Annotated in this window: 19 protein-coding genes; 2 read left to right on the forward strand and 17 right to left on the reverse strand. The window is 40.4% G+C overall.

The features are described from left to right. Positions 1-46: 46 nt before the first annotated feature. From phoU to RCP16_RS11505, 11 genes are all read right to left on the reverse strand, one after another. The gene (phoU, locus tag RCP16_RS11455; RefSeq protein WP_069326995.1) at positions 47-706 is read right to left on the reverse strand and encodes a phosphate signaling complex protein PhoU; all 660 of its coding nucleotides are present in this window, start codon (positions 704-706) and stop codon (positions 47-49) included. A 25-nt stretch (positions 707-731) separates the two neighbouring features. After that, positions 732-1,487 (reverse strand): phosphate ABC transporter ATP-binding protein PstB, encoded by a 756-nt coding sequence (pstB, locus tag RCP16_RS11460; RefSeq protein WP_069326994.1) that lies wholly within the window; start codon positions 1,485-1,487, stop codon positions 732-734. Positions 1,488-1,620: 133 nt separating this feature from the next. After that, positions 1,621-2,805 carry a methyl-accepting chemotaxis protein gene (locus RCP16_RS11465; protein ID WP_069326993.1) on the reverse strand — a complete coding sequence of 395 codons (1,185 nt, stop codon included), beginning with the start codon at positions 2,803-2,805 and terminating at the stop codon, positions 1,621-1,623. Positions 2,806-2,930: 125 nt separating this feature from the next. Next, entirely contained in the window at positions 2,931-3,662 is a 732-nt protein-coding gene (locus RCP16_RS11470; protein ID WP_069326992.1) for a response regulator transcription factor, read from the reverse strand. 89 nt (positions 3,663-3,751) lie between these two features. Further along, entirely contained in the window at positions 3,752-5,569 is a 1,818-nt protein-coding gene (pnpS, locus tag RCP16_RS11475) for a two-component system histidine kinase PnpS (protein ID WP_308640297.1), read from the reverse strand. Further along, positions 5,566-6,540: a bile acid:sodium symporter family protein gene (locus RCP16_RS11480; protein WP_308640298.1), complete on the reverse strand. Its 975-nt coding sequence runs from the start codon at positions 6,538-6,540 to the stop codon at positions 5,566-5,568. Before RCP16_RS11480 ends, pnpS begins: the two co-directional genes overlap by 4 nt. A gap of 237 nt (positions 6,541-6,777) precedes the next feature. Further along, positions 6,778-7,638, reverse strand: coding sequence for an SDR family oxidoreductase (locus RCP16_RS11485; protein WP_308640299.1), 861 nt, complete (start codon positions 7,636-7,638; stop codon positions 6,778-6,780). Positions 7,639-7,953: 315 nt separating this feature from the next. After that, positions 7,954-8,379, reverse strand: a complete 426-nt coding sequence (locus RCP16_RS11490) for a hypothetical protein (RefSeq protein WP_308640300.1) — start codon at positions 8,377-8,379, stop codon at positions 7,954-7,956. A 223-nt stretch (positions 8,380-8,602) separates the two neighbouring features. Further along, positions 8,603-9,547 (reverse strand): malate dehydrogenase, encoded by a 945-nt coding sequence (gene mdh / locus RCP16_RS11495; RefSeq protein WP_069326987.1) that lies wholly within the window; start codon positions 9,545-9,547, stop codon positions 8,603-8,605. Positions 9,548-9,558: 11 nt separating this feature from the next. After that, a complete protein-coding gene (icd, locus tag RCP16_RS11500; RefSeq protein ID WP_069326986.1) occupies positions 9,559-10,854 on the reverse strand; it encodes an NADP-dependent isocitrate dehydrogenase in 1,296 nt (431 codons plus the stop codon). Positions 10,855-11,104: 250 nt separating this feature from the next. Then, positions 11,105-12,217, reverse strand: a complete 1,113-nt coding sequence (locus tag RCP16_RS11505) for a citrate/2-methylcitrate synthase (RefSeq protein WP_069326985.1) — start codon at positions 12,215-12,217, stop codon at positions 11,105-11,107. Between the two features lie 386 nt (positions 12,218-12,603). Between RCP16_RS11505 and ytvI the strand changes: the two genes are divergently transcribed. Further along, a complete protein-coding gene (gene ytvI, locus RCP16_RS11510; protein ID WP_308640301.1) occupies positions 12,604-13,719 on the forward strand; it encodes a sporulation integral membrane protein YtvI in 1,116 nt (371 codons plus the stop codon). 208 nt (positions 13,720-13,927) lie between these two features. On the opposite strand, the gene RCP16_RS11515 is transcribed toward ytvI, so the two are convergent. The 6 genes from RCP16_RS11515 to RCP16_RS11540 form a co-directional block, all read right to left on the reverse strand. Further along, a complete protein-coding gene (locus RCP16_RS11515; protein WP_371748083.1) occupies positions 13,928-14,338 on the reverse strand; it encodes an FxsA family protein in 411 nt (136 codons plus the stop codon). Between the two features lie 30 nt (positions 14,339-14,368). Continuing rightward, a complete protein-coding gene (locus RCP16_RS11520; RefSeq protein WP_069326983.1) occupies positions 14,369-14,887 on the reverse strand; it encodes an acyl-CoA thioesterase in 519 nt (172 codons plus the stop codon). Positions 14,888-15,012: 125 nt separating this feature from the next. Next, a complete protein-coding gene (gene pyk, locus RCP16_RS11525) occupies positions 15,013-16,440 on the reverse strand; it encodes a pyruvate kinase (RefSeq protein WP_069326982.1) in 1,428 nt (475 codons plus the stop codon). Between the two features lie 159 nt (positions 16,441-16,599). After that, on the reverse strand, positions 16,600-17,697 hold the full coding sequence (locus RCP16_RS11530; RefSeq protein WP_069326981.1) for an acetyl-CoA carboxylase carboxyltransferase subunit alpha: 1,098 nt from the start codon (positions 17,695-17,697) through the stop codon (positions 16,600-16,602). Continuing rightward, positions 17,698-18,597 carry an acetyl-CoA carboxylase, carboxyltransferase subunit beta gene (accD, locus tag RCP16_RS11535; protein ID WP_069326980.1) on the reverse strand — a complete coding sequence of 300 codons (900 nt, stop codon included), beginning with the start codon at positions 18,595-18,597 and terminating at the stop codon, positions 17,698-17,700. It lies immediately after the preceding gene. Between the two features lie 233 nt (positions 18,598-18,830). Next, entirely contained in the window at positions 18,831-22,631 is a 3,801-nt protein-coding gene (locus tag RCP16_RS11540; RefSeq protein ID WP_308640302.1) for a DNA polymerase III subunit alpha, read from the reverse strand. Positions 22,632-22,863: 232 nt separating this feature from the next. On the opposite strand from RCP16_RS11540, the gene RCP16_RS11545 reads away from it, so the two are divergent. Continuing rightward, positions 22,864-24,816 carry a methyl-accepting chemotaxis protein gene (locus RCP16_RS11545; RefSeq protein ID WP_069326978.1) on the forward strand — a complete coding sequence of 651 codons (1,953 nt, stop codon included), beginning with the start codon at positions 22,864-22,866 and terminating at the stop codon, positions 24,814-24,816. Position 24,817 lies beyond the last annotated feature (1 nt).

Consider the following 24,817-nt stretch of genomic DNA (forward strand, 5'->3'; position numbering starts at 1 on the left):
GTCCGATGCTTGTGGGTTAGAGCTATGATATGACGTATTGTGTTGATTAACGGTTAAGATCGGGGCGTACACCTGTAACCAGATAGACAACACTTTCACCAATATTGGTCGCATGATCTCCGATACGTTCAATATAACGTCCAGTTAGATTAAGCAACATAACTTGCGGACCATCAACGGCATGATCGATCATATAGTTATGCAGTTCACGAATCATTCCGCTATACATATGATCTACTTGATCATCATCTACGCCTACTTTATACGCCAAATCAGTATTTTCATCCAAATACGATTGGATTGATTCTTTGGTCATTTGTCCTACGATATCAGCCATACGAGGAATATCGACTAATGGCTGGATTAAAGTAGAATCTTGAAGACGCAATGTTACTTTAGCGATATCAAGCGCTAGATCACCCATACGCTCTAGATCACTAGAGATTTTGAAAGCTACGATAATACGGCGTAAATCTTTGGCCACTGGCTGTTGGGTAACGATCAGACGTGAACCAATTTCCATAACTTTTTCTTCTAATTCATTAAGCGTGTGATCATTGCCAATGATTTTTTTAGCTTGTTCGATATTGAGTTGTTGCAATGATAGTACTGCTTCTTCTAAAGCATGAACTACATGATCTCCCATAGCAGTGAGCAAGCGACGTAGCTCTCCTAAACTTTGGTCGAATTCTTTCCGGTTGGGCATGAACAAGTCCTCCTTGGTGTAGGTATTAGCCGAATCTTCCCGAAATATAATCTTCTGTTCGAGAATCTGTGGGGTTGGAGAACATCTCCGGTGTATCTGACGATTCTACAACTTCGCCATTTAAGAAAAAAGCAGTTTGATCTGAAATACGCGCAGCTTGATGCATATTGTGTGTTACCATCACAATCGTATAATCTTTTTTAAGCTCACGCGTTAATTCTTCAATCTTCAAGGTAGAGATTGGATCAAGTGCTGAAGTTGCTTCATCCATTAAAAGGATATCGGGTTGACCTGCTAACGCACGAGCGATGCACAGACGTTGCTGTTGTCCACCGGATAAGCTAAGGGCAGACCGTTTAAGATAATCTTTCACTTCTTCCCATAGAGCCGACTGACGTAGGCTTGTTTCTACAATTTCATCCAATTCTTTTTTGGATTTTACACCATGCAGACGTGGCCCATAAGCTACATTCTCGTAGATGGACTTGGGAAAAGGGTTGGGTTGTTGAAATACCATACCAACCTGCTGACGTAGATTTTCAACTTCTACATTTTCACCATAAATATTAGAACCACTGATCTCTACTACACCTTCAATACGTGTGCCTGGAATCATATCATTCATACGGTTCAATGTACGAAGCAAAGTGGATTTACCGCAACCCGAAGGGCCAATAAAAGCAGTAATCGCTTTTTCTTTAATGTTTAAATTAATATGTTTAAGAGCCTGATGTTTCTCATAGTACAGGTTCAATTGTTCTACACGTATAATAGCTGACACAAGGTACACTCCCCTGATTTTCAATTCTTTTTTTGATAACGAATGTTTTTTACATCTATTCATCATAAATCATATTTGTAAATCCCATCAGTTCGAATTGTAAACGGAATGTAAAAAATGTAAAGCTCATGATTTAACGCTGTAAAGCTTGTGCCACGATACTTGTCAGATGATCCGCTTCGTCCGCCGATTGGATCAATTGCTCTGCACTTTTAGAAGCTTCTTCTGCTTCCAACGCCATTTTGCCAAATAATTGATTGGCTTGCTTAATATACACCATACTTTGATCCATAACGGTCTCTGTTGTGTGTGTAGAAGAAGCTGATTGTTGAATCATCTCACTTAATCCGGTCAATAGCCGATTTACATCTGTAGAAAGGGCTGTAATATGAGAAGATAATTTACGCATTTCTTCGGCGACCACTGCGAATCCTTTGCCTGCTGTTGCAGCTCTAGCCGCTTCAATCGAAGCATTAAGTGCCAGCATATTACTTTGACCTGCAAGATCGGTTACAGCATGTACCACTTTACTTGCTTGCCCTGTGTAATGAAGCATATCTTCGGCTAATGTACGTTGACGTACGACCAATTGTTGTACTTCTTCAAATTGCTGATTGGCTTTATTGAGATCTTGTTGACCGGATACTGTCTGTTGCTTCATCAAATGCAGTTCGCGATGACTTTCTTGAGCAGCTTGTTGGACTACTTTCACCGCATCACCAATCTGTTCTACAAATTGATGAGTCTCTTGCAAAGAAGAAATTCGTCTTTGTTCTGTCGACAACTGTAAATAGTTAGATAATTCCATAATATCGCGGATCGTGATAATTCCAGCTAGCAGACCTTGATGTGTTAATACGACACATTCATAAAAAGAGTCTCCTTCACGAGCAAGAGCAGCATCCACAACGATAGAAGCTTCTGTATCGATATCCATTGCCAAAATATGAGGCTGACTGAACATGACTGTAGATCGAGTATCATATAATTCACTTGCAAATCGACTTGCCATATGACGATAAAACTGTTCACGCATAATTAACCCTTCAGGACGTTGTTGTTCATCGCACAAAACAATACATGGCAGATGGGTCTGACGCTTAAAGCGAATATATGTTTCTCGACAGGTTTCTTCCACCGTAATAGCAGGTACAGTGATCAAATAACGTCGTAGACTTAATTCATCTGATAATATAGCTACACTTTCTGGTTGTGTTTCTTGGGTAATTTCAATTTCTACTTGTTCTACTGGTATGGGATGAGTTGCTATATCAATAGGTTGTGTGGTTTGCGATTCACGTATCATTGTCTCTAACATTGATTATCGTCTCTCCTAACGAAGTAAACTAGTCTTTTAGACTCATAACCTAAGACTAAAGGATCAATGTAAACATCAATGTGTTAAAATTCGCTTATTATGTAAAAAACGCTCGACATCCCATTTTAAATGGAATGTTGAGCGCTTGTTCTTTTGCGTACGACTAATTTATAACCAACTCCACGAATTGAATCGATATGTACCGATTCAGGATCGAGTTCTAACTTTTTGCGTAAAGAGCTGACATGTACATCGACGGTACGTTGACCACCGATATAATCAAATCCCCATACGGCATTCATTAGATCATCCCGTGTCATGACTACACCTGGCTTACGTGCCAGATACAGCAAGACTTCAAATTCTTTAGGACGCAGTGTAATATGTTGTGTACCCAATGTAACTTCGTATTTATCCGGGTAAATCGTTAAATCTCCCAGTTCTATGCGACTCTCATGGGATAACTCTTCTTCTGGTTGATCTTCTCTACCGGTTGCACGGCGTAATACCGCAGCGACACGTGCTAATAGTTCAGAAACACCGAATGGCTTCGTAATATAGTCATCGGCTCCAGCTTTGAGTCCTTCCACTACTTCTTCTTCTGCATTTTTGGCTGTCAAAATCACCACAGGTGTACGAATCCCTGAACTGCGTAATTTACGCAAAATGTCTAATCCCGCCATACCTGGCAACATCAGATCAAGCAAAATCAATTCAAACGGTTCACTCTGCGCACGATCCAATCCTGCACTTCCGTGATCTTCTACAGTGACTTCATATCCTTCTTGTGTCAAATTGTAAGACAACAATCGAGATAACGTTGATTCATCTTCTATGACCAGTAATCGTTTAGCCATGATAACCTCCCACAAGGGTTCGCATTTCATACATCAATGTCAGCATATCACTCTTGTGTTAACCCTGTGTAAAATGATGTAATAAAATATTAAATATCTGGTTCATCCTCTTGTAACAACGGCAAATTGACTGTAAATGTTGTTCCAATATTAACTTCGCTTTCCACAGTTACAGTGCCGTGGTGTAAATCGACAAGATGTTTAACAATCGATAATCCAAGACCTGTACCCCCTGAAATACGTGAACGCGCTTTGTCTACACGATAAAAACGTTCGAAAATACGTGGTAAGTCTTTTTTCGGAATACCCATACCTGTATCTCTAACATGGAAAAGAATACGTTCCTCGCCATTCTCAGATACTTTCTCTTCGACTGTTAATCTTACTTTACCACCGTCTTGTGTATAGTTTACCGCATTTGAGATCAAATTGACAAAAATCTGTCGTAATCGATCTTCATCGGCTTCCATAAACATTTCTTTCGGTACATTCATTTCCATCGTAATATTCTTTTTGGCAGCAGAAGAATTTAACATTTCCCGAATGGTGTCAAAGAAAGGTTGTAAATGAATCGGTGAGAAATTGAGTGGTGAACGCTTCGATTCAATTTTGGATAATTCCAGAATGTCACCGATCAGACGGTTTAATCGTTCACTTTCATCATAGATAATTTGTAAAAAGGCTCGTGAAGTTTGTTCATCTTGTACGCCACCGCCTAGCAATGTTTCGGCAAATCCTTTGACAGCAGCAATAGGCGTTTTCAATTCATGTGATACATTAGCTACAAATTCGCTTCGCATTCTTTCTAAGCGGCGAATATTGGAGATATCTTGAATCAAGAACAACATGCCCCGATACGTATCATCATCTTCGAACATAGGTACACCATCAATCTGAATCAAGCGTGGTTCTGGATCATACAAGGTCTGTTCATCATGAATACGCTCTTTACGACGCAATCCTTCTCCAAGTAGCTTGGTCAGTTCATAATGACGTTTCAATTCGTGATACGACTTGCCTGTTAGACGCTTAGAAGTCACTCCAAGTACTTCTTCTGCAAATCGATTCACCAGTGCAACATTCCCTAATGAATTGACCATCAACATTCCACCGGTCATATTCGCCAGTACACTTTGTAACAAATCTTCGTTATCCCGAATAATTTTGAGTTGTTTCTCTAGGCTATCTGCCATATTGTCTATCGCTTTGCCCAGTTCACCAATCTCATCACGACGTTCCAATTTCACTCGTGCTCCATAGTCTAAGCGAGAGATCCGATTAGCGACCACTGTAATATGTTCAAGTGGCTTGGTTAGACCGGATGCTACTCGATAACTCACAACAGCCGCCACTAGAAATAAGACGAGCAAGCTAATCCCCATCACTGTCCACGCATTGCGTACACCGATCTCTACGGCTTCAAGGCTCATGGATAACCGAATATACCCGTTGAACACATTGCCTGCTTGTACAGGCGCTGCAACGTACAGCATATTCTTGTCCAGTGTAGCACTATAGCGAATTGCACTTCCTACACCTGTCGTTGAAGCAGCACGAATTTCTTCACGATCCATATGATTGTTCATCGCATGTGGATCACTTTCAGAATCTCCGATTACAGTGCCGTCTTTCTCAATAAAAGTCACTCGTGAATCAGTCAAATTCCCGATCTCATGTGCTTCTTGAGAATAATATTTGAAAATATCTTCAGAAGGCTTACCGCTTGTACCTGTTGATCTAAAATCAAACGTTGTTTCTAACAAACGAATTTCACGAACCATGTTGTCTTCGAGTGTTTGAATATGTGAGCTTTTGAATATTTGACCCATTGTCAGTGCCGCTGCTAGACCAAGTACACCGAGCAGGATCATCAGAATCAATGTCAAACGAATGCGGAAAGGCTTCATGCATCTCTTCCTTTACGATAATTTGAAATACGCATAAAAATAGAATACTGGAGCGTGGCCATCGGCTGTTGAAGCATAATCCCTAGTACCACGGGTACAGCTGTCTGCGGGCTAAAATAAGCCATCGCAATCACCATCCCGACCGAAATATTACGCATCCCTGAAGCATAGGCTAATGTCACAGGTAACGACTGCCCTTCCCCTTTGCGACGAAGAATCGCCGACGCGACATACCCCAGTCCATAACATAAAGCGACCAATATCATCACAGAAGGCACGACTAATAGTAGATCACGACGCAATGATTGGAGTTGTGGAGCAATCGCCGCTGCATTTAACAATACGACTCCTGCAAAACATAATTTGGCTAACGGTTGCGTAATTGGAGCTGACCAATCACGGAACTTTCCACCTGATAACTCATAGACCATCATACCTGCAAATGTAGGTAATACAATCAGTAATAATAAATCTTTGAACATATGTAAAGTATCGAACTGTATATCTGCACCAAAAAACACTTCGATTAGCACAGGCACGACAAAAGGGCTAAGTGCCGAATCCACGATCACTAACGTTAATGCTAATGCCACATTACCGAAAGACATCCCGACCCATAAGACAGAAGATACGCCTAAAGGGATAGCCGCAAACAATACCAAGCCTACCGTATAAGGAGAATCACTACCGAATAATAAAAGTCCTAATCCGTAAGCGATTAAAGGTGCGGCAATATGGGCTAACAATAAAGTGACGATAATAGGTGCAGGCTTGGTCAATACGCCTTTTAAATGTTTTCGTCCACAACCAAGTCCCATCACAAAAGTAACATAAGCAAATAACCCTGGAATCCAACCGACAAAAGGTAACAATGGCTTCGATATAAAGAATCCCAAAACCAGTGTACACGGAATAATCAAAAACATATACTTTTCAAAAAAACGAGTAAATGTGGCTGCATGTTCTCTCATGACGTAATCTTCATCTCCAAAAGTTAACATATTTCAATGTACCGATCACTTATAGTGACAAGTATTATCATACCAGAGGTTGCAGAATAAGTCCCTTTCCTACATCCTATGATATTTGTGTTGTATACAAAAAAAGACGATAGCACAGGTCAATAGCTCCCTGATCTACCGTCTTTCCATATTTTTGTGATTTTAATTATGATGTTATTGTCAAATCTATGCTAGATAACGTCTGTATTATCCGTTAATGATCTCGCCACCGTTAACATGAATAATCTGACCGCTTACGTAAGAAGAATCTGTACTTGCTAGATATACATAAGCTGGAGCAACTTCTTCCGGTTGTCCCGGACGCTTCATCGGTTGGCTTGCTCCGAATTTGCTTACTTTTTCTTCGTCAAATGAAGCAGGAATCAATGGCGTCCAGATCGGACCTGGAGCAACAGCATTGACACGAATTCCTTTTTCTACAATATTCATAGATAGAGCCCGTGTAAAGGCTGTGATTGCACCTTTGGTAGAAGAGTAATCCAACAATACAGGCTCACCACGATAAGCGGTAACTGATGTCGTATTGATGATAGCAGAACCTTCTTTAAGATGCGGTACAGCTGCTTTGGTAATAAAGAACATACCGAAAATATTCGTACGGAAAGTACGTTCTAACTGTTCAGCCGTGATATCTACGATACTTTGTTGAACATGTTGTTCTGCTGCATTATTGACAACAATATCTAATTTACCTAATTCAGATACGGTTTTTTCTACAGCTTGCTTCGCAAATGATTCGTCGCCTACATCACCTGGAAGTAGAATACATTTACGTCCTTCTTGCTCGACAAACTTTTTGGTTTCTTCTGCATCACTATGTTCATCTTTGTAGACAATCGCTACATCTGCACCTTCTTTAGCGTACAAAATAGCTACAGCACGGCCGATACCACTATCCCCGCCTGTAATGATTGCTACTTTATCTTTCAGCTTACCTGCTGCCTGATACGCAGGCGCTTTAAATTCTGGACGTGGAGTCATTTCCGATTCGATTCCTGGTTGTTTTTCCTGATGTTGTGGAGGTAATGTTTGTTCTTCGCTAGACATAATTAATTCTCCTCTCGAATATAAAAAATGGATGATTCACACATGCATAAGATGATTCCATTTGTTGCTTCCGTCCATTATTTACCACTGTCTATACATGTTTAAACATCTATTTCATTATAAATTAATGTATTGAAATACACATTTTGGGGTAAGTATCCTAATTTCAATAACCGAAACATTCAGCAAGCAAATCAACAAAAAACCGCTACTTCAAAAGTAACGGTTGGTCGTCTATATCCAATTATGTGTACGTTCTTATCCATCTGTTCAGATGGTCTACTATGTGTGGGTAAACGTGTCTACGCTACAATATTAAATAATGTCGCGGAATACCATAAAGAAACTAATAACAACCAGACATACAGCCAGTATCATGCTTAGTGACCGAATTTTGCCGATGTGGGGTGTAATATTTTTGTTCTCATTGATATCGGCGAATGCTAATCGTAAAGGCTTACCCATAATTCCACCAATCGCAGCGATTGCCAAAAATAATACAAACACAACAACCATCCAAGCGATTGAATAATTCCCTTTGGTCATTAAGTAACCACCTGTTAATAATTGCACAATCAATCCAAATTGGGCGATACGATTCAATGTACGAAACATAGCGATACTGCCTGATTGGGCTTCTGCTGAACTGTTAGCTATTTTACTTGTCACAACAGGTAAAAACAAATAAAAGCCCATCGACAATGCTCCTAAGATGTGTACAAACACTAATACTTCTGCCATCCTTTAACCTCCACTCTTTTTATCTATAGCCACTCTAGCGATCAATCGGCCATACTATCTTATTTTAACGGATAAAGTTATGAAAATACATATTTTCGTCTTGATTTTATAAGGTCGTGTGTCTAATTTTTGTCATATTAGTAAAAATTGTTTGTACTTAAATTTAAATCAAAACATAACAAAAAAGGCTCCCACAGAATGTGGAAACCTTTTTGTTTAGACATTATACGTTAACGATTTTAAGCACGTTACGGACAGAATCAGCAGATTTCTCAAGAGCAGCTTTTTCCTCGGAGGTCAATTCCAATTCAAAGATTTTCTCGATTCCACCGCCCCCTAGAATAGCAGGTACGCCCATAAAGAGATCATTATAACCGTATTCGCCTTCTAAATAAGCAATAATCGGTAAAATACGCTTCTTGTCTTTCAGAACCGCTTCTGTCATTTGTACAAGTGATGCTGCCGGGGCATAGTAAGCACTACCATTCCCCAATAGATTCACAATTTCGCCTCCGCCTACACGAGTGCGTTGTACAATTTCTTGAATACGTTCTTTGGAGATCAATGTATCGATAGGAATACCGCCTACACTAGAATAGCGTACTAACGGCACCATATCGTCACCATGACCACCCAACACAAATCCACGTACATCTTCTACCGATACATTTAGTTCTTCTGCAATAAAGGTACAATAGCGAGCTGTATCCAGTACACCGGATTGTCCGATCACACGATTTTTGGGAAAGCCCAAAGATTGATACGCGACATAAGTCATTGCATCTACAGGATTGCTCAAAATAATCACAATCGCTTCAGGTGAATATTGCTTGACTTGTTCACATACCGATTTGACGATTCCTGCATTCGTATTCACGAGATCATCGCGGCTCATACCCGGCTTACGAGCAATACCTGCTGTGATAATCACCACATCCGAAGATGCTGTGTCCTCATAGTCAGATGTCCCTTTAATCTGGCTATCAAAGCCCTGTACAGGGCTTGCTTCCATCATATCGAGCGCTTTACCTTTAGTTGGGTTCTCCAACTGTGGAATATCAACCAGTACTACGTCACCAAGTTCCTTTTGAGCAAGCATCAAAGCTGTAGTTGCACCGGTAAAACCGGCACCGACCACTGTGATTTTTTTGCGCTTAATGACGGTCATAGGTTATCCTCCTACATGTTTTCGATAATTTTGTCAGCGAACTCAGAACATTTCACTTCTGTTGCGCCATCCATTAGACGAGCAAAGTCATATGTTACTGTTTTGTTGTTGATTGATTTTTCTAGACCTTTATAGATCAATGCAGAAGCATCATGCCATCCCAAGTGATCCAATAACATAACACCAGACAAAATTACAGAACCTGGGTTTACTAGATCTTTGTCAGCATATTTAGGAGCTGTACCATGAGTTGCTTCGAAAATAGCATGTCCTGTTACATAGTTAATGTTTGCGCCCGGTGCAATACCGATTCCGCCTACTTGTGCAGCAAGAGCATCAGACAAGTAGTCACCGTTCAAGTTCAATGTAGCAATAACATCAAATTCATTTGGACGTGTTAATACTTGTTGCAATGCGATATCAGCAATAGCATCTTTTACGATGATTTTGCCAGCATCTTCAGCTGCTTTTTGAGCTGCGTTTGCTTCATCTGCACCTTTTTCTTCTTTGATCTTGTCATATTGTGCCCAAGTGAACACTTTATCACCGAATTCTGCTTCAGCCACTTCATAACCCCAGTTTTTGAAAGCTCCTTCAGTAAATTTCATGATATTTCCTTTGTGTACCAAAGTAACTGTTTTGCGCTCGTGATCAATAGCGTATTGAACAGCAGCACGAACCAGACGTTTGGAACCTTCTTCAGATACAGGCTTGATACCGATACCGGATGTTTCTGGGAAACGAATTTTGTTAACGCCCATTTCGTCTTTCAAGAATGCCAATACTTTTTTCACTTCTTCTGTACCTTCTTGGTACTCGATACCTGCATAGATATCTTCTGTATTCTCACGGAAAATAACCATATCTACCAATTCAGGACGTTTTACAGGAGAAGGTACGCCGTCAAAGTAACGAACAGGACGAAGACATACATACAGATCCAATTCTTGACGAAGAGCTACGTTCAATGAACGAATACCACCACCGATAGGTGTAGTCAAAGGTCCTTTGATCGCTACAATATATTCGCGAATTGCAGTCAGCGTATCAGCTGGCAACCACTCGTCGTATGTATTGAACGCTTTTTCACCGGCAAATACTTCGTACCATGCGATTTTTTTGGAACCACCGTAAGCTTTTTCTACCGCTGCATCCAATACACGTACAGATGCTTTCCAGATATCGCGTCCTGTACCATCACCTTCAATAAAAGGGACGATCGGGTTGTTAGGTACATTAAGAACTCCATCATTGATTGTAATTTTCTCACCAGTAGTAGGTAATTCGTATTTTTCAAACTTCGGCATAATTATGTTCCTCCTTAAGGGATATGGCTGTGGCATCGTAAGAGAAGGCGTTTACACACATCAAAAGGAAACCTTTGAATACCCTATACACTTGGGTATAAATTACTCGCCGGCTCCTCTTCAGGTATATGCATGGTACAAATCATTTGTATATGCTTACCTTCACAGACATGCACAGTTCTGTCTTTATTTTACCAGACGTTGGGTCATATGAGAAATATCTACTTGCATATGAAATGAAATACTGATTTTAGCGCTGTTCAATCGAAATATATTTCTGATCAACAGGCCCTACATATTCTGCACGCGGACGGATAATACGGTTGTTTTCGTATTGCTCCAAAATATGTGCAGACCATCCAGATACACGGCTGATTGCAAAAATAGGTGTAAACAAATTGCGCGGAATACCTAGCATGGTATAAACAGAAGCTGAATAGAAATCAACATTCGGTTTGAGTCCTTTGCTACCCGTTACAATTTCTTCGATCCGAATACACATTTCGTATAGACTTAGATCGTTGTTCATTTCACCTAGCTCTTTGGACATTTTTTGTAAATGCTTGGCACGTGGATCACCATTTTTGTATACACGGTGACCGAAGCCCATGATTTTTACTTTGTTGTCTAGTTGTTCTTGGATATAACCTTCTAGACGATCCATCGAACCGATCTCTTCAAGCATTTTCATAACCGCTTCATTTGCTCCACCATGTAGTGGGCCTTTAAGCGCGCCAATTGCTGAAGTAATACCGGAATGAATATCAGACAAAGTCGCTACCGTAACACGAGCAGCAAATGTAGAAGCATTCAATTCATGATCCGCATGCAGAACAAGTGCTTGATCTAATGCTTTAACTGCTGTGTCTTCAGGATCTTCGCCATTTAACATATACAAGAAGTTATGAGCAATGGATACGCCTTTTTTAGGAGCGACCGGCTCTTTACCACTTGCAATACGTCCAAGAGCAGCTACAATCGCAGGCAATTGTGCTTGCAATTTGACTACTTTTTTATGATTAGCTTCTTGGCTCATATCTTCAGCTAGATCATCATATAGAGCAAGAGCAGAGATCGCACTACGAAGAGCTGCCATCTGATTCATATCTTTAGGATAAAGTTTCATTTGCGCAATCAATGGTTCTGGTAAGGTAGCATATTCATCTAGATCTTTTTGCAATTGATCTAGCTCTGCTTGATTTGGAAGTTTGCCAAACCATAACAAATAAGCCACTTCCTCAAAACTTGCGTTAATAGCTAAGTCATCAATATCGATTCCACGGTATGTAAGTACGCCGTCAACGATAGAACTAATAGATGAACTTGCTGCAACAACGCCTTCCAATCCTTTAGTAGCTGTCATATTACTCTCTCCTTTGCAGAACGGAATGATTGTGATTTTGCCCATTTACGGGAATGAAAACATTTACATTTTTAAATATGGAAAAATTTAAAAACTGGCTAGTAAGGTCCTTCACAATTGTTGAAAAGAGTTCTAATGATCCAAACACCTACCACTAACCTTCCAAGGACCTTCTCTCATCATACTTTATTTTGACGGAGTTGTGAACAAAAGGAGAAGTGTTTGTGACATCAAATTGTTTTATCAGCTTCATAAGAATTTTTTTGTAACCCTTTACATTATCAATTATAAGCCCTTTCGTTTCAAAAGTCTTGTCTGCCGTTTAACATCATATATGATGCTGATTACATATTTATGACTATATTGAGTAGAAGGAGAGCCATTCATTGAATATTATGATCCGTAATCGGATTTTACGTGGAATATGGGTACTGGTCGCTATTGTGATTACGGCTATTGCTGTACGTTATCTTTTTCCGCTTCTTTATCCATTATTGCTTGCCTGGTTATTTGCTTATGCAATGAATCCGTTAGTTCGGTTATTGCAGAATCGTGCTCGCTTTCCACGTTGGTTAGCTGTTTCGATTTCATTGCTTGTTTATTTTGGTGGATTATTAGCCCTTCTGTCTTTTCTGGTGACAAGGCTTGTTCAACAAACGATCACACTGATGCAGACATTCAACGATCATATGGATAGTTGGCGTGAGATGTTTGTCGGGTGGACCAAAAATGACAGTCTACAAAATATTACGAATCAAATCAATGGATTTTTGAAAGATACCCCTTATGGGGACACGATCAATAACAACCTTGATCAAACTACGCAGAGTCTTTCAAGTACGATAAGCAGTATTGTGACAGGTATTCTTAACTATCTATTAGGTTTTTTAACAGCACTGCCTAACTTTGCATGGATCATTGTGGTTATTGTGTTATCTGCTTTTTTTATCAGTAATAGCTGGGAAAAGCATACCCGTATCGTCTCAGGTTGGTTTCCTTCTAATATCCGATTGACGATGGTGACGATTTGGCGTGATTTGCAAAAAGCATTGCTGGGTTATGTACGTGCACAATTTATTTTAATTTCGATCACAGGTATTATTGTCATTATCGGACTGTTTATTTTACGAGTCGAATCGGCTTTGTTGATTGGTCTACTCATCGGTGCTGTCGATCTACTGCCTTATCTTGGCGTAGGGATTGTGATGATACCGTGGGCGATCTACAACTTTATGAGCGGCGATCTCAGTCTGGGGATTGGTCTAAGTGTACTTTATGTCATTGTGTTGGTTGTACGGCAGATTATGGAGCCTAAAGTGCTAGCGAGTAGTGTAGGTCTTGATCCTTTAGCCACCTTAATCAGTATGTTTGTAGGACTCAAGCTATTTGGAGCTCTAGGACTATTGATTGGGCCTGTAACGCTTGTTATTGTTTCTGCTCTCAATCGTGCTAATGTGTTCCGTGATCTGCGCAACTATATTGTGAATGGCAAAGCAAGATAAGTCATTGCATAAGGATGTAGAATCCATTTCTCAATCCTATATTTTCATACTCTTCTATCAGAAATAATCATTACCATCTTATAAAAACAGACTAAAACAGGCAGTCCTTTTAGAAGTAATGATCTAAAGGACTGCCTGTTTGTTATGATCGATTGTGATCCTTTGATAGAGCGCCTATTCATCTAAAAGATGACTAAAGTAGGTAAGCTTATTGACCACCACGGTGAATTGTAATACTGCCTTTTTTCATCCGCTTCTCTATCCAGCGTAATAACAGATTACGATAAATTGGACGTGTTAATGGGAATACAAGCGTAAATCCGATAATATCCAAAATAAAGCCCGGTAATACTAACATCACTCCGCCTACAAACACACATAGACCGTCTAGCATTCTTCGTCCTGGTGGTTCGCCAGCGTCCATCTGTTGCTTGGTATCTTCAATCACTTTACGTCCTTCAAATCTCATCATCAATATACCAACCAGCGATGTGGTGAGTAAAAGAATAAGGGTGTTCCAGCCACCGATCCATTCAATCATCTGTAAAAAAACATACCATTCTAGGAGTGGCACTATAATAATCAATGCAATAATCCATTTGCCGATGCCCTTACCCAAAAGTACCTCTCCTTTCTCTATCCAACCAGACTACATCTGTAAAGATTCTACAAGTGCATAATACAACGCAGGCACTTGTTTATCAAGTCGTACAGGCTTGAAGTCTTTATTAACCCACACATGTCTGGTAGAACCGCTTGTCAAAGGCGTTCCCGGTAACTCTGCATCCCTTTTAAAAATAGGACGTTCTCCAGCAGATGAAGAATCCCCTACGGCTGTATCATGTTCATCTAATAAGTGGATTTTGTACTCATAATCTATACGAAGCTTGGAAAACTCTGTTATACGGGTATAGATTGCTACACGATCATCATATCTTGCTGGATGTCCATATGACAATGACGCATCGATTAATGGTAATAATAATCCTGCGGCTTCCATATCCCTATAACGGAATCCTAGATCCCGAATCATTTCGGTACGTCCTAATTCAAACCAGTTCAAATAATTCGTATGATACACTACGCCCATTGGATCATTTTCTTGATAACGTACACGAAAAGCTATTCCGTGCCAATCGCTAGGTAAGTTTAATCGTTCTTTTGCCATCATGTGGTACCTCTGCTTTCATTTCAAAATTTAAATAGGTCTATAAAAATCATCAAAAAAAGCAATGGAATGATCCACTGCTTTCTCTGATATGATGCTATCTTGCACTATTGATTAATATTCTATTACGATTTAGCAGGCATTTGAGCCACTTTGATCAAGTTCGTAGAACCGGATTGACCCAAAGGAATACCCGCAGTAATCACAACCAAATCTCCTTCTTTAAGTAGACCTGAATCATGTCCACCTTGCAAAGCAATTTCAAACAACTCATCTGTAGAATGAGCTTGTGTACCTTTAACAGGCAACACACCCCATGCTAGAGAAAGACGACGCATTGTTTGCTCCAATGTGGTTACAGCAATAATTGGAGATTGCGGACGGTATTTAGAAACAGTACGTGCTGTATGACCAGACTCTGTAGAAGAAATGATCGCTGCTGCGTTCAAGTCCATTGCAGAGTTTGTTACAGATTGACTGATCGCTTCTGTTACTGTTGTTTGTTGTGCATGTGTTTGTTTAAGGAACAACTCGTGATAGTTCAAAGCAGATTCTGCTTTTTCAGCAATACGAGACATTGTCAATACAGATTCAACTGGGTATTTACCAGCAGCTGTTTCACCAGAAAGCATGATTGCATCTGTACCGTCGAAAATAGCGTTCGCTACGTCACTTGCTTCAGCGCGAGTAGGACGCGGGTTACGTTGCATTGAATCCAACATTTGTGTAGCTGTAATAACTGGTTTACCTACACGATTACATTTTTCGATCATGCGTTTTTGTACCAATGGTACTTCTTCCGCAGGGATTTCTACGCCCAAGTCACCACGAGCAACCATCAAACCGTCAGATACAGCAAGGATTTCATCCAAGTTATCTACACCTTGTTGGTTTTCAATTTTAGAGATGATGTGGATATGGCTACCACCTTTGCTCTCTAGCAATTGACGGATTTCAAGAACATCGCTTGCTTTACGTACAAAAGAAGCCGCGATAAAGTCTACACCCTGCTCGATACCGAAGATAATATCGTTAGCATCTTTTTCTGTAATACCTGGAAGTGAAATATTTACTCCTGGTACGTTAACGCCTCTACGACTTTTGATTTGTCCACCGTTAACGATACGGCATTTAATTTCAGTACCTTGAACTTCAACAACAGTCAAACCGATCAAACCGTCATCGATCAAAATTGTTGAACCGACTTCAACGTCACTTGGAAGATCTTTGTAAGTCACGTGCATACGATGTTGGTCACCCAAAATGTCTTCTGTAGTCAAAGTTACATATTCATCTTGAACTAATTCTACTGGTTCTTCTTTAAATTTACCGGTACGGATTTCAGGACCTTTGGTATCCAGCAGGATGGCTACTGTTTTACCTAGTTCTTTGCTTGCTTGTTTAATGTTTTTAACACGGTTACCATGCTCTTCAAAATCACCATGAGAAAAGTTCAGGCGAGCGACGTTCATACCTGCCATAATTAATTTCTTCGTGTTTTCTAAAGACTCACTTGCCGGTCCGATCGTACATACAATTTTAGTTTTACGCATAATTGATTTTCCTCCGTTTTTAAAGGTCTCTCTTTATTTTGTTTTCCCAACATGACTTGCCGAAACCATTCAACAAGTCCCAACAATTAAATTTACTACAGTTTGTCTACTTTGTATAGAAGATTGTCAAAATTCCTCAGAAATTGTGGAAAGGCTCCATTAGGAATGACGCTTAGAACGTGAAGATTTAGCTTTCATTTCTTCTTCATTCCCAAGAATAGGTTCCACATCGGATTGCAATTCTTCTTGAGGTTGATCTTCTATATTCACTTCGGATCTACTCGCTGGCAATGTGCTCATCGCTTGCTCTGTAAATTCACCAATTTTACGGAATTTCTGATAACGATCTTCAATCAATTCAGCTGCATTCATTCGAGATAATTCTCGTAAATGAACAAGCAGATGCTTTTTGATCGCTTCACCTGTTGCTTCGTAATCTTTGTGTGCGCCACCTTTAGGTTCAGGCACGATGTCTTCTACAACTTCCATACGAAGCAAATCTTCTGCTGTAATCTTCATTGCTTCTGCGGCTTGATCGGCTTTGGACGCATCTTTCCAGAGGATGGATGCTGCACCATTTGGAGAAATCGCTGAATAGATCGCATTTTCTAACATAAGTACACGGTTACCTACACCAAGTGCCAGCGCACCGCCACTACCGCCTTCTCCGATCACGACACAGACGACAGGAACACGTAGCTTCGCCATTTCCCATAGGTTACGAGCGATCGCTTCAGACTGTCCGCGCTCCTCTGCTGTATTACCCGGATAAGCACCCTTGGTATCAATAAATGTAATAATCGGACGTCCAAATTTCTCAGCTTGCTTCATCAGACGCATCGATTTACGGAATCCTTCAGGATGCGGACTGCCAAAAAAGCGAGCAATATTATCTTTGGTATCTTTACCACGTTGATGACCAATAATCGTTACGGGATGTCCATCCAATTTGGCGATACCGCCCACAATCGCTAGATCATCACCATACATACGATCACCATGTAACTCCATAAAATCACTAAATACGATCGAAATCAGATCCAGCGAAGTAGGACGTTGTTGATGTCTTGCCAGATGCATTTTCTGCGCAGGTGAAATCTGACTGTATATTTCACTTTCCATCTGACGATATCGTTCTTCCAAACGTGTAATCTCATCGTTGAAATCTATTCCTTTTTCCTGTCCGAATTGCTTCAGCTCGTCAATCTTTTTACGCATTTCAACGAGAGGCATTTCAAAAGGCATCTCTCCTGCCACTTAAAATCCCCCTTTTCCACTGTGAAAATCCAACAATTGCGATAATGTAGACTTCATCTCTTTACGATGAATCACCATATCGAGTTGACCATGTTCCATATTAAATTCTGCGGTCTGAAAATTCTCTGGCAATTTCTGACGAATCGTCTGTTCAATAACAATACGTCCAGCAAACCCGAATAATGCTCCCGGTTCAGCAATATTGACATCTCCAAGCATGGCAAAACTTGCAGATACTCCGCCCATCGTAGGATCGGTAATTACAGAGACATACAGTCCTCCATTTTCTTGAAAACGAGCCAAAGCTGCGCTTGTTTTAGCCATTTGCATCAGACTCAAAATACTTTCTTGCATACGTGCTCCGCCTGAAGTGGAGAAAATAATCATCGGGATCTGACGAGCATCTGCATGCTCAATCGCACGAGTAATCTTTTCACCTACAACCGAACCCATACTTCCGCTAAAGAAGTCAAAGCTCATTACCGCAAGTACTGCCGGTTGACCATCGATCAGACCTTCACCTGTAATAACGGCATCACGTAGTCCGGAGTTCATTTTCTGTTGCTCAAGCTTGCTTGCATACCCGGGGAATTTCAAAGGATCTTTGGATTCCATACGAGCATCCATTTCGGTAAATTGTCCATCATCTACTGTCATCATAATGCGGTCAATCGCATTCAGACGCATATGGTAACCACAGTTAGGACATACTTTCAGGTTTTTCTCCAGTTCTTTGCTGTAATGAATCGTGCCACATTTGCTACACTTGTTCATTAAGCCTTCTGGAATCTCACGTTTGGGACGCTCTTGTGGTTCTTCACCAGACTCTGTTTCATTCCCCCAACGTTGGGATGGAATGGTCGCATATTTCTTTTTCTTTTGAAATAAATCTCTAAACACAACTACACCTCTCCAGCCATGTACGTATTCCTCAGCGATGGAATTCATATCATATATTGTTCATTTATACCGAGCCTAATTGGACTTAAAAGAATAACGAAGCGGTTACAGCACTTTAAGCCCACATAATGGGATAATGATAACATACCACACTTTTTTATCGCAACAAAGATAAGTGAAGATAAATTGGCACATTGACGGGTTGACAATCAATGTGCTCTAGCATAATAGACTTATTTTACTTTAACCGTGCCTTCGCCTAACATCTGCTCCATTTCCTGAAATAGCTCAGGTGAAGGTTTGATGCTATACGTTTCACTAAGATCAAATAATTTTTGCGTTTCTTCATAAAATAACAACGTACCTACAGGCCCCGGATGACTCGCTAATAGCTTTTTGAGTACTGCTAATTTATCCGCTTGTTGAGCTTCTTTGGTAATTTTGATAAATACACGTTGCTTCAACATCGGTTCAGGATGACTGTCGGTATGAGGTGCATCATTTACTACACTGGCTACACCTGAAGCAGATGAAGAAGGAACCGTCTCTTGCTCAGTCGGCGCTACACTTTTCGCAGACGTTGTACTTTTGGTATAAGGCTTAGCGGTTGAAGTGGATGACGATTTGTTGGTCTGTTTGGTCTGTGCAGTAGCTTTATTTTTGGCGATATGCATCCGTTGACGAGCTCTGGTCGCTAATTCGCGTGCAGACTCTTCACTCAAGGTCACTACTTCTTCAGCTAACAATTTGAATCCTTCATCTTCTTTTTGCAATTTACCACGTACACTGAGCAGTAATCCTTTATCTACTAACGCACTACTTTTACGCCACACTTCAGGGAAAAGAACAACTTCGCACCGTTCAATCTGATCTTCAAGCTCCATAAAAGCCATCGATTTTCCTTGCTTGGTTGTGATCAGTTTAAGCGATACGACCATACCTGCTACAGCGACAATACTTTCATCTTCGCCTTCATGTAGATTCATCAGACGGGACAATCCACTATCTTCGATCACTTGCTCATAATCATCTAACGGATGTCCTGATAAATACAACCCTAACAATTCACGTTCAAATTCAAGTTGTTCTCCGGTTGTATAAGGCGCAACATCTGGATAAGACACTTCCCAATTATGGGTCTCTACAAATCCCAGATCGGCAAACATTTCTATCTGTAATTCTTCCCGTTCTTTGCGCCATTTGGCAGCTTCTTTGATCGTATCATCAAGCATCGTTAATAATTGGGCACGGTGTCCAGGTAGACTATCAAATGCACCTGCTTGGATCAAAGATTCAATTACACGCTTATTACACGCTTTGGGATCGACACGACGGCAAAAGTCGATCAGGCTGTCATACGGACGATCTTGACGTTCTTTAATAATGCTATTAATCGCTTGTGTACCGACATTTTTGACTGCGCCTAGACCAAAGCGAATATTACCTGTAGATGAAGAAGTTTGTGATGAATTCGGCGACTCTGACGATGAAGCTGTATCTTGAGCCTCGGCATTCTCATCATCAGTTGCCGATTCTTTAGATAATAATTGTTGCTCTAACTCTTGTTGCATCGCTGCTGTTACCGGAGTAAATGTCACTCCACTGGTATTCACATCAGGTGGTAATACTTCTATCCCGATACGGCGACATTCCAATACATATTCAGCTACTTTGCGATGTGTTCCCATTACAGCGGTTAACATCGAAGCGATAAATTGTACCGGATAATGTGCTTTGAGATAAGCCGTCTGAAAAGCAAGTACACCATAAGCTGCTGCATGAGCTCTCGGGAATCCGTAATCTGCAAATCGTACAATCATATCGTAGACCACATTAGCTTCTTGTTCAGTGTAAGACTGTTCTATACTTCCTTTAACAAAATGCACCCGTTCTTCATCCAAAATTTCGCGCTTTTTCTTCGAAACCGCTCGGCGTAGCAAATCCGCTTCTGCCAGTGTAAATCCAGCCATCTGTGAAGCAATCTGCATAATCTGCTCTTGATACACGATAATGCCATACGTATCGCTCAGGATCGGTTCCAAATCGGGATGTGGATATTCTGGAACGGTACGGCCATGCTTGGATTCAATATATTTGGGAATAAAGTCCATTGGACCCGGACGGTACAAAGCCACTACCGATACAATATCTTCAAAGGCTGTAGGCTTAAGATCACGCAGCACACGTCGTACACCCGGAGATTCCATCTGGAACACGCCCATTGCATCGCCTTGGCTTAGCATTTCATAGGTCTGTGGATCATGGTCTGAAATCTTAGAGAAATCAACAGGATGTCCTTCTTGTTCTGCTATCCATGTCATACAGCGTTCCATAATAGATAATGTACGTAGACCCAGAAAGTCCATTTTGAGCATACCAATCGATTCTAGACTTTCCATCGGATATTGAGTCAATACGGCAATCTCACTACCTTCTTGGATTGGCACAATATCAGTTAATACTCCACTTGAAATCACTACCCCTGCGGCATGCGTAGAAGCGTGACGTGGCATACCTTCAACCTTAAGCGCTGTATCGATCATTTCACGAACAGGTGCAGACTTTTCATAACGATCACGTAATTCGGGAACTTGATCTAACGCTTTGCTGATTGTCATGCCAACTTGAGCAGGAATTAACTTGGCGGCTTTGTCTGTATCTGCGTAAGGAACATTGAGTGCTCGTCCTACATCACGTACGGCTGCACGCGCAGCTAATGTACCAAATGTAATAATCTGTGCCACATGGTCTCTTCCATATTTGGAAACGACATATTCGATCACTTCATCACGGCGTAGATCACTAAAATCGATATCAATATCAGGCATAGTGATCCGCTCAGGATTAAGAAAACGCTCAAATAACAATTTGTATTTGATCGGATCGACATTGGTAATTTCCAGTACATAAGCAACCAGACTTCCTGCTGAGGAACCCCGCCCGGGGCCTGTTACAATGCCTTGAGCATGTGCATATTTCATAAAATCCCATACAATCAGGAAATAATCGGCAAATCCCATACTACCAATTACTTTTAATTCATAATTTAAACGTTCTTCGATGTGTTGACGTTCTTGAGGATCTGTCCAGTACATCGTATCTTGATAACGTTGCTCTAATCCTGTACGACACAATTGTTCCAAATAACGTTCAGGTGATAATTCATCTGGAATCGGATAATACGACGGTAAAAGTGATTCGCCAAAAGTCAGTTCCAATTCACAACGATCTGCAATAACGTTTGTATTCGTAATCGCTTCAGGCACATGACGGAATAACGATTCCATTTGCTCACTGTCTTTTAGATACAATTGATTCGTTGGAATACGAAAACGACCTTCATCATCCATCGTTTTACCGGTACCAATACAGATGAGAACATCTTGCGTTTTGGCATCTTCTTCTGTTAAATAATGAACGTCATTGGTAGCGACTAATGGAATATTAAGCTCTTTAGCTAGATTGATTAATAACGGCATTACTTTTTTCTGTTCAGGAATATGATGATCTTGCAATTCTATATAGAAATCTTCACCAAAAATTGCTTGATAACGAAGAGCGGCTTTTTTGGCTTCTTCCGGTTGTTCATGTAATAAATGTTGTGGAATCTCTCCTCCAAGACAAGCACTCAGGCAAATAATACCTTCATGATACTGTTGCAATACTTCAGCATCCACACGAGGTTTGTAATGGAATCCTTCTAAATGTCCAATCGAACTTAATTTCATTAGATTACGATAACCGATCTCATTTTTGGCTAGTAACAATAAATGATGAATCGGTTGATCTTTACGTGCTGCTTTTTCTTTACGTGATCCAGCAGTGTAATACACTTCACAACCAATAATCGGCTTAATACCATGTTGCTTACATGCTTTATAAAATGGAATCGCTCCATACATTACTCCATGATCGGTAAGAGCCATTGCTGTCATGCCTGATTCTGCGGCTTGGCTCACAAGATCCCTTATGCGCGCAGCCCCGTCCAGTAGACTGTATTCGCTATGCACATGCAGGTGAACAAATGGGGTCATACGCTTCCCTACTTTCGCTAAAATCATTGATTTTCAGATCGGTTTTGAATCACAATCCATTACTTCTTATTTTATCATATCCGTCAATAAATGATGCATCTGTTGTTAGATAGGATGGGTTATTACGCTTATTTCGACATATGCTGACAAAAATTCTAAACTTATTGAAATATTTACCGATAAAATCATCAATATCAAATTTGATTGATTTTATCTATCGGGGGAAATAACAATGAAAAAGCAATTGATTATGATTATGTCGTTAATCGCACTTATTCCATTACTGGTGTACGGAACGTTCAGTATGATTAGTACAAGCAACAAAATTGAAAAAGATGCGTACAGTATGAATGAACAGAATGTGAATTTGGTTCTTCAAAAAACAACAGCTTTAATTAATTCGGAAATTGAGATGTTGCAACAATTATCTGAGAATCCAGAGATCAAAGAATATATACCTGCACAATTACCACAAGTTAAAAATTTATTATCATCTGTCGGCAAATTACATCCTGAAATTCAAGCGATTATCTTTACCGCTACAGACGGACAACAAATTGCTAAAAGTTCAGATGGCGATTTGAGCAATACAAGTGATCGTGATTATTTCAAACAATTGATGGCGACTCAAAAACAAGTGATTTCGGATATTTTGGTCAGCAAAACGACTGGTAAAAAGATCGTTACTGTTGCTTACCCTGTATTCGATACGACTAACACACTAAGTGGTATGCTTCAAGTGACTTTACCTTTAGATAATATGAGTGCATATGCCAAAGAATTTTCTACAAACGGTCAGACAGCTTATATTGCAGATCGTACGGGAACGATTCTTGCTCATCCTGATACGAATTCACTGGATAAAGATATCAAGGATACTCCTTCTTTCCAAAGTGCTTCACAAGGGATTGCAGGCACACTATCGTATGGTGAAAAATCAGATCGAGTATTGGTTTCTTATGCCAAAGATCCGTTAACCGGATGGAGTATATTTAGTGAAAAACCGTATAACTTAATTATGGCGGATTCTACTATTCTATTACGGAACAGTATTATTATATTAGTGATCTCTCTGATTCTTGCTATTATAGCGGGTTACATTTTCTCTACTCGTCTAACCAAACCGATTATGCAATTGGTTAAAGTTACAGAAGCTGTCGCAAATGGCGATCTTACGTCCACATGGGATATCAAATCCAAGAATGAGATCGGTGCATTATCTAATGCTCTAGCGACGATGACGAACAGTCTACGAGAAATGGTGTCTCATTTAAAAGATACATCCCTTCATCTTGCTTCTTCATCCGAACAATTAACAGCAAGCGCTGGTGAGACGTCTAACGCTTCTCAACATATCGCTTTATCGATTCAAGAAATGGCTGAAGGTTCAGATCGTCAAATGGAATATGTAGGGCATACGTCAACCACCGTGAACCAAATGGCAGATGGTATTCAAGGAATCGCAAGTAGTGCTCAAGAAGTGGCGTCCAAAGCGGTTATGGCTTCAGACAAAGTTAACGAAGGCGATACCGCTCTCAAAGCGGCTGATACGGAAATCAATAAATTGAAATTTATTTTCGGAGAGCTTTCCGGTTCGGTTCATAGTCTTAACAATCATTCAGAAACGATAGGACAGATTGTTAATGTGATTGCGCAGATCGCTAAGCAAACGAATCTATTATCACTGAATGCCGGAATCGAAGCTGCTCGTGCAGGAGAACATGGTAAAGGATTTAGTGTAGTGGCTAAAGAAATTCGTAACTTAGCTGATGAAGCTTCTTCTTCTGCCAGTCAGATTAGTGCTCTAATCGATAGTATTCAGTCTGAGATTCACACAGTTGTTGATCGTACGGAAGCAGGCTCTCAAGAAGTACTTCAAAGTATTTCGGCTGTGCACACGGCAGAACAATCATTTGGCCTGATTCGTCAGTATGTACAAGAAGTGACTTTCAATATCCAAAGTGTATCAGATGCTTCTTCTACACTTTCAAAAGGAACAGAGCAAGTGATCCGTTCGGTTCATCAAATGTCAGATATTACGAATACCTCGGTAGGTGAGATTGAATCGGTATCTGCTGCAACTGAACAACAATTAGCTACGATGGAAGAAATCGCTGCTTCTTCTGAAGTATTATCTGATGTCGCTCAAGAGTTAAAAAGAATGGTCGAGAAATTCCAGGTCTGAT

It is taken from the genome of Paenibacillus nuruki (assembly GCF_963311185.1).
GTDB classification, from domain to species: domain Bacteria; phylum Bacillota; class Bacilli; order Paenibacillales; family Paenibacillaceae; genus Saccharibacillus; species Saccharibacillus nuruki.

Coding starts and splice junctions, on each gene's coding strand:
- RCP16_RS11480 (WP_308640298.1), bottom strand. CDS start 6,540: ATGAGAGAACATGCAGCCACATTTACTCGTTTTTTTGAAAAGTATATG.
- mdh (WP_069326987.1), bottom strand. CDS start 9,547: ATGACCGTCATTAAGCGCAAAAAAATCACAGTGGTCGGTGCCGGTTTT.
- phoU (WP_069326995.1), bottom strand. CDS start 706: ATGCCCAACCGGAAAGAATTCGACCAAAGTTTAGGAGAGCTACGTCGC.
- RCP16_RS11520 (WP_069326983.1), bottom strand. CDS start 14,887: ATGGCAAAAGAACGATTAAACTTACCTAGCGATTGGCACGGAATAGCT.
- pnpS (WP_308640297.1), bottom strand. CDS start 5,569: ATGAAGCCTTTCCGCATTCGTTTGACATTGATTCTGATGATCCTGCTC.
- RCP16_RS11465 (WP_069326993.1), bottom strand. CDS start 2,805: ATGTTAGAGACAATGATACGTGAATCGCAAACCACACAACCTATTGAT.
- pyk (WP_069326982.1), bottom strand. CDS start 16,440: ATGCGTAAAACTAAAATTGTATGTACGATCGGACCGGCAAGTGAGTCT.
- icd (WP_069326986.1), bottom strand. CDS start 10,854: ATGCCGAAGTTTGAAAAATACGAATTACCTACTACTGGTGAGAAAATT.
- RCP16_RS11540 (WP_308640302.1), bottom strand. CDS start 22,631: ATGACCCCATTTGTTCACCTGCATGTGCATAGCGAATACAGTCTACTG.
- RCP16_RS11485 (WP_308640299.1), bottom strand. CDS start 7,638: ATGTCTAGCGAAGAACAAACATTACCTCCACAACATCAGGAAAAACAA.
- RCP16_RS11490 (WP_308640300.1), bottom strand. CDS start 8,379: ATGGCAGAAGTATTAGTGTTTGTACACATCTTAGGAGCATTGTCGATG.
- RCP16_RS11470 (WP_069326992.1), bottom strand. CDS start 3,662: ATGGCTAAACGATTACTGGTCATAGAAGATGAATCAACGTTATCTCGA.
- RCP16_RS11545 (WP_069326978.1), top strand. CDS start 22,864: ATGAAAAAGCAATTGATTATGATTATGTCGTTAATCGCACTTATTCCA.
- RCP16_RS11505 (WP_069326985.1), bottom strand. CDS start 12,217: ATGACAGCTACTAAAGGATTGGAAGGCGTTGTTGCAGCAAGTTCATCT.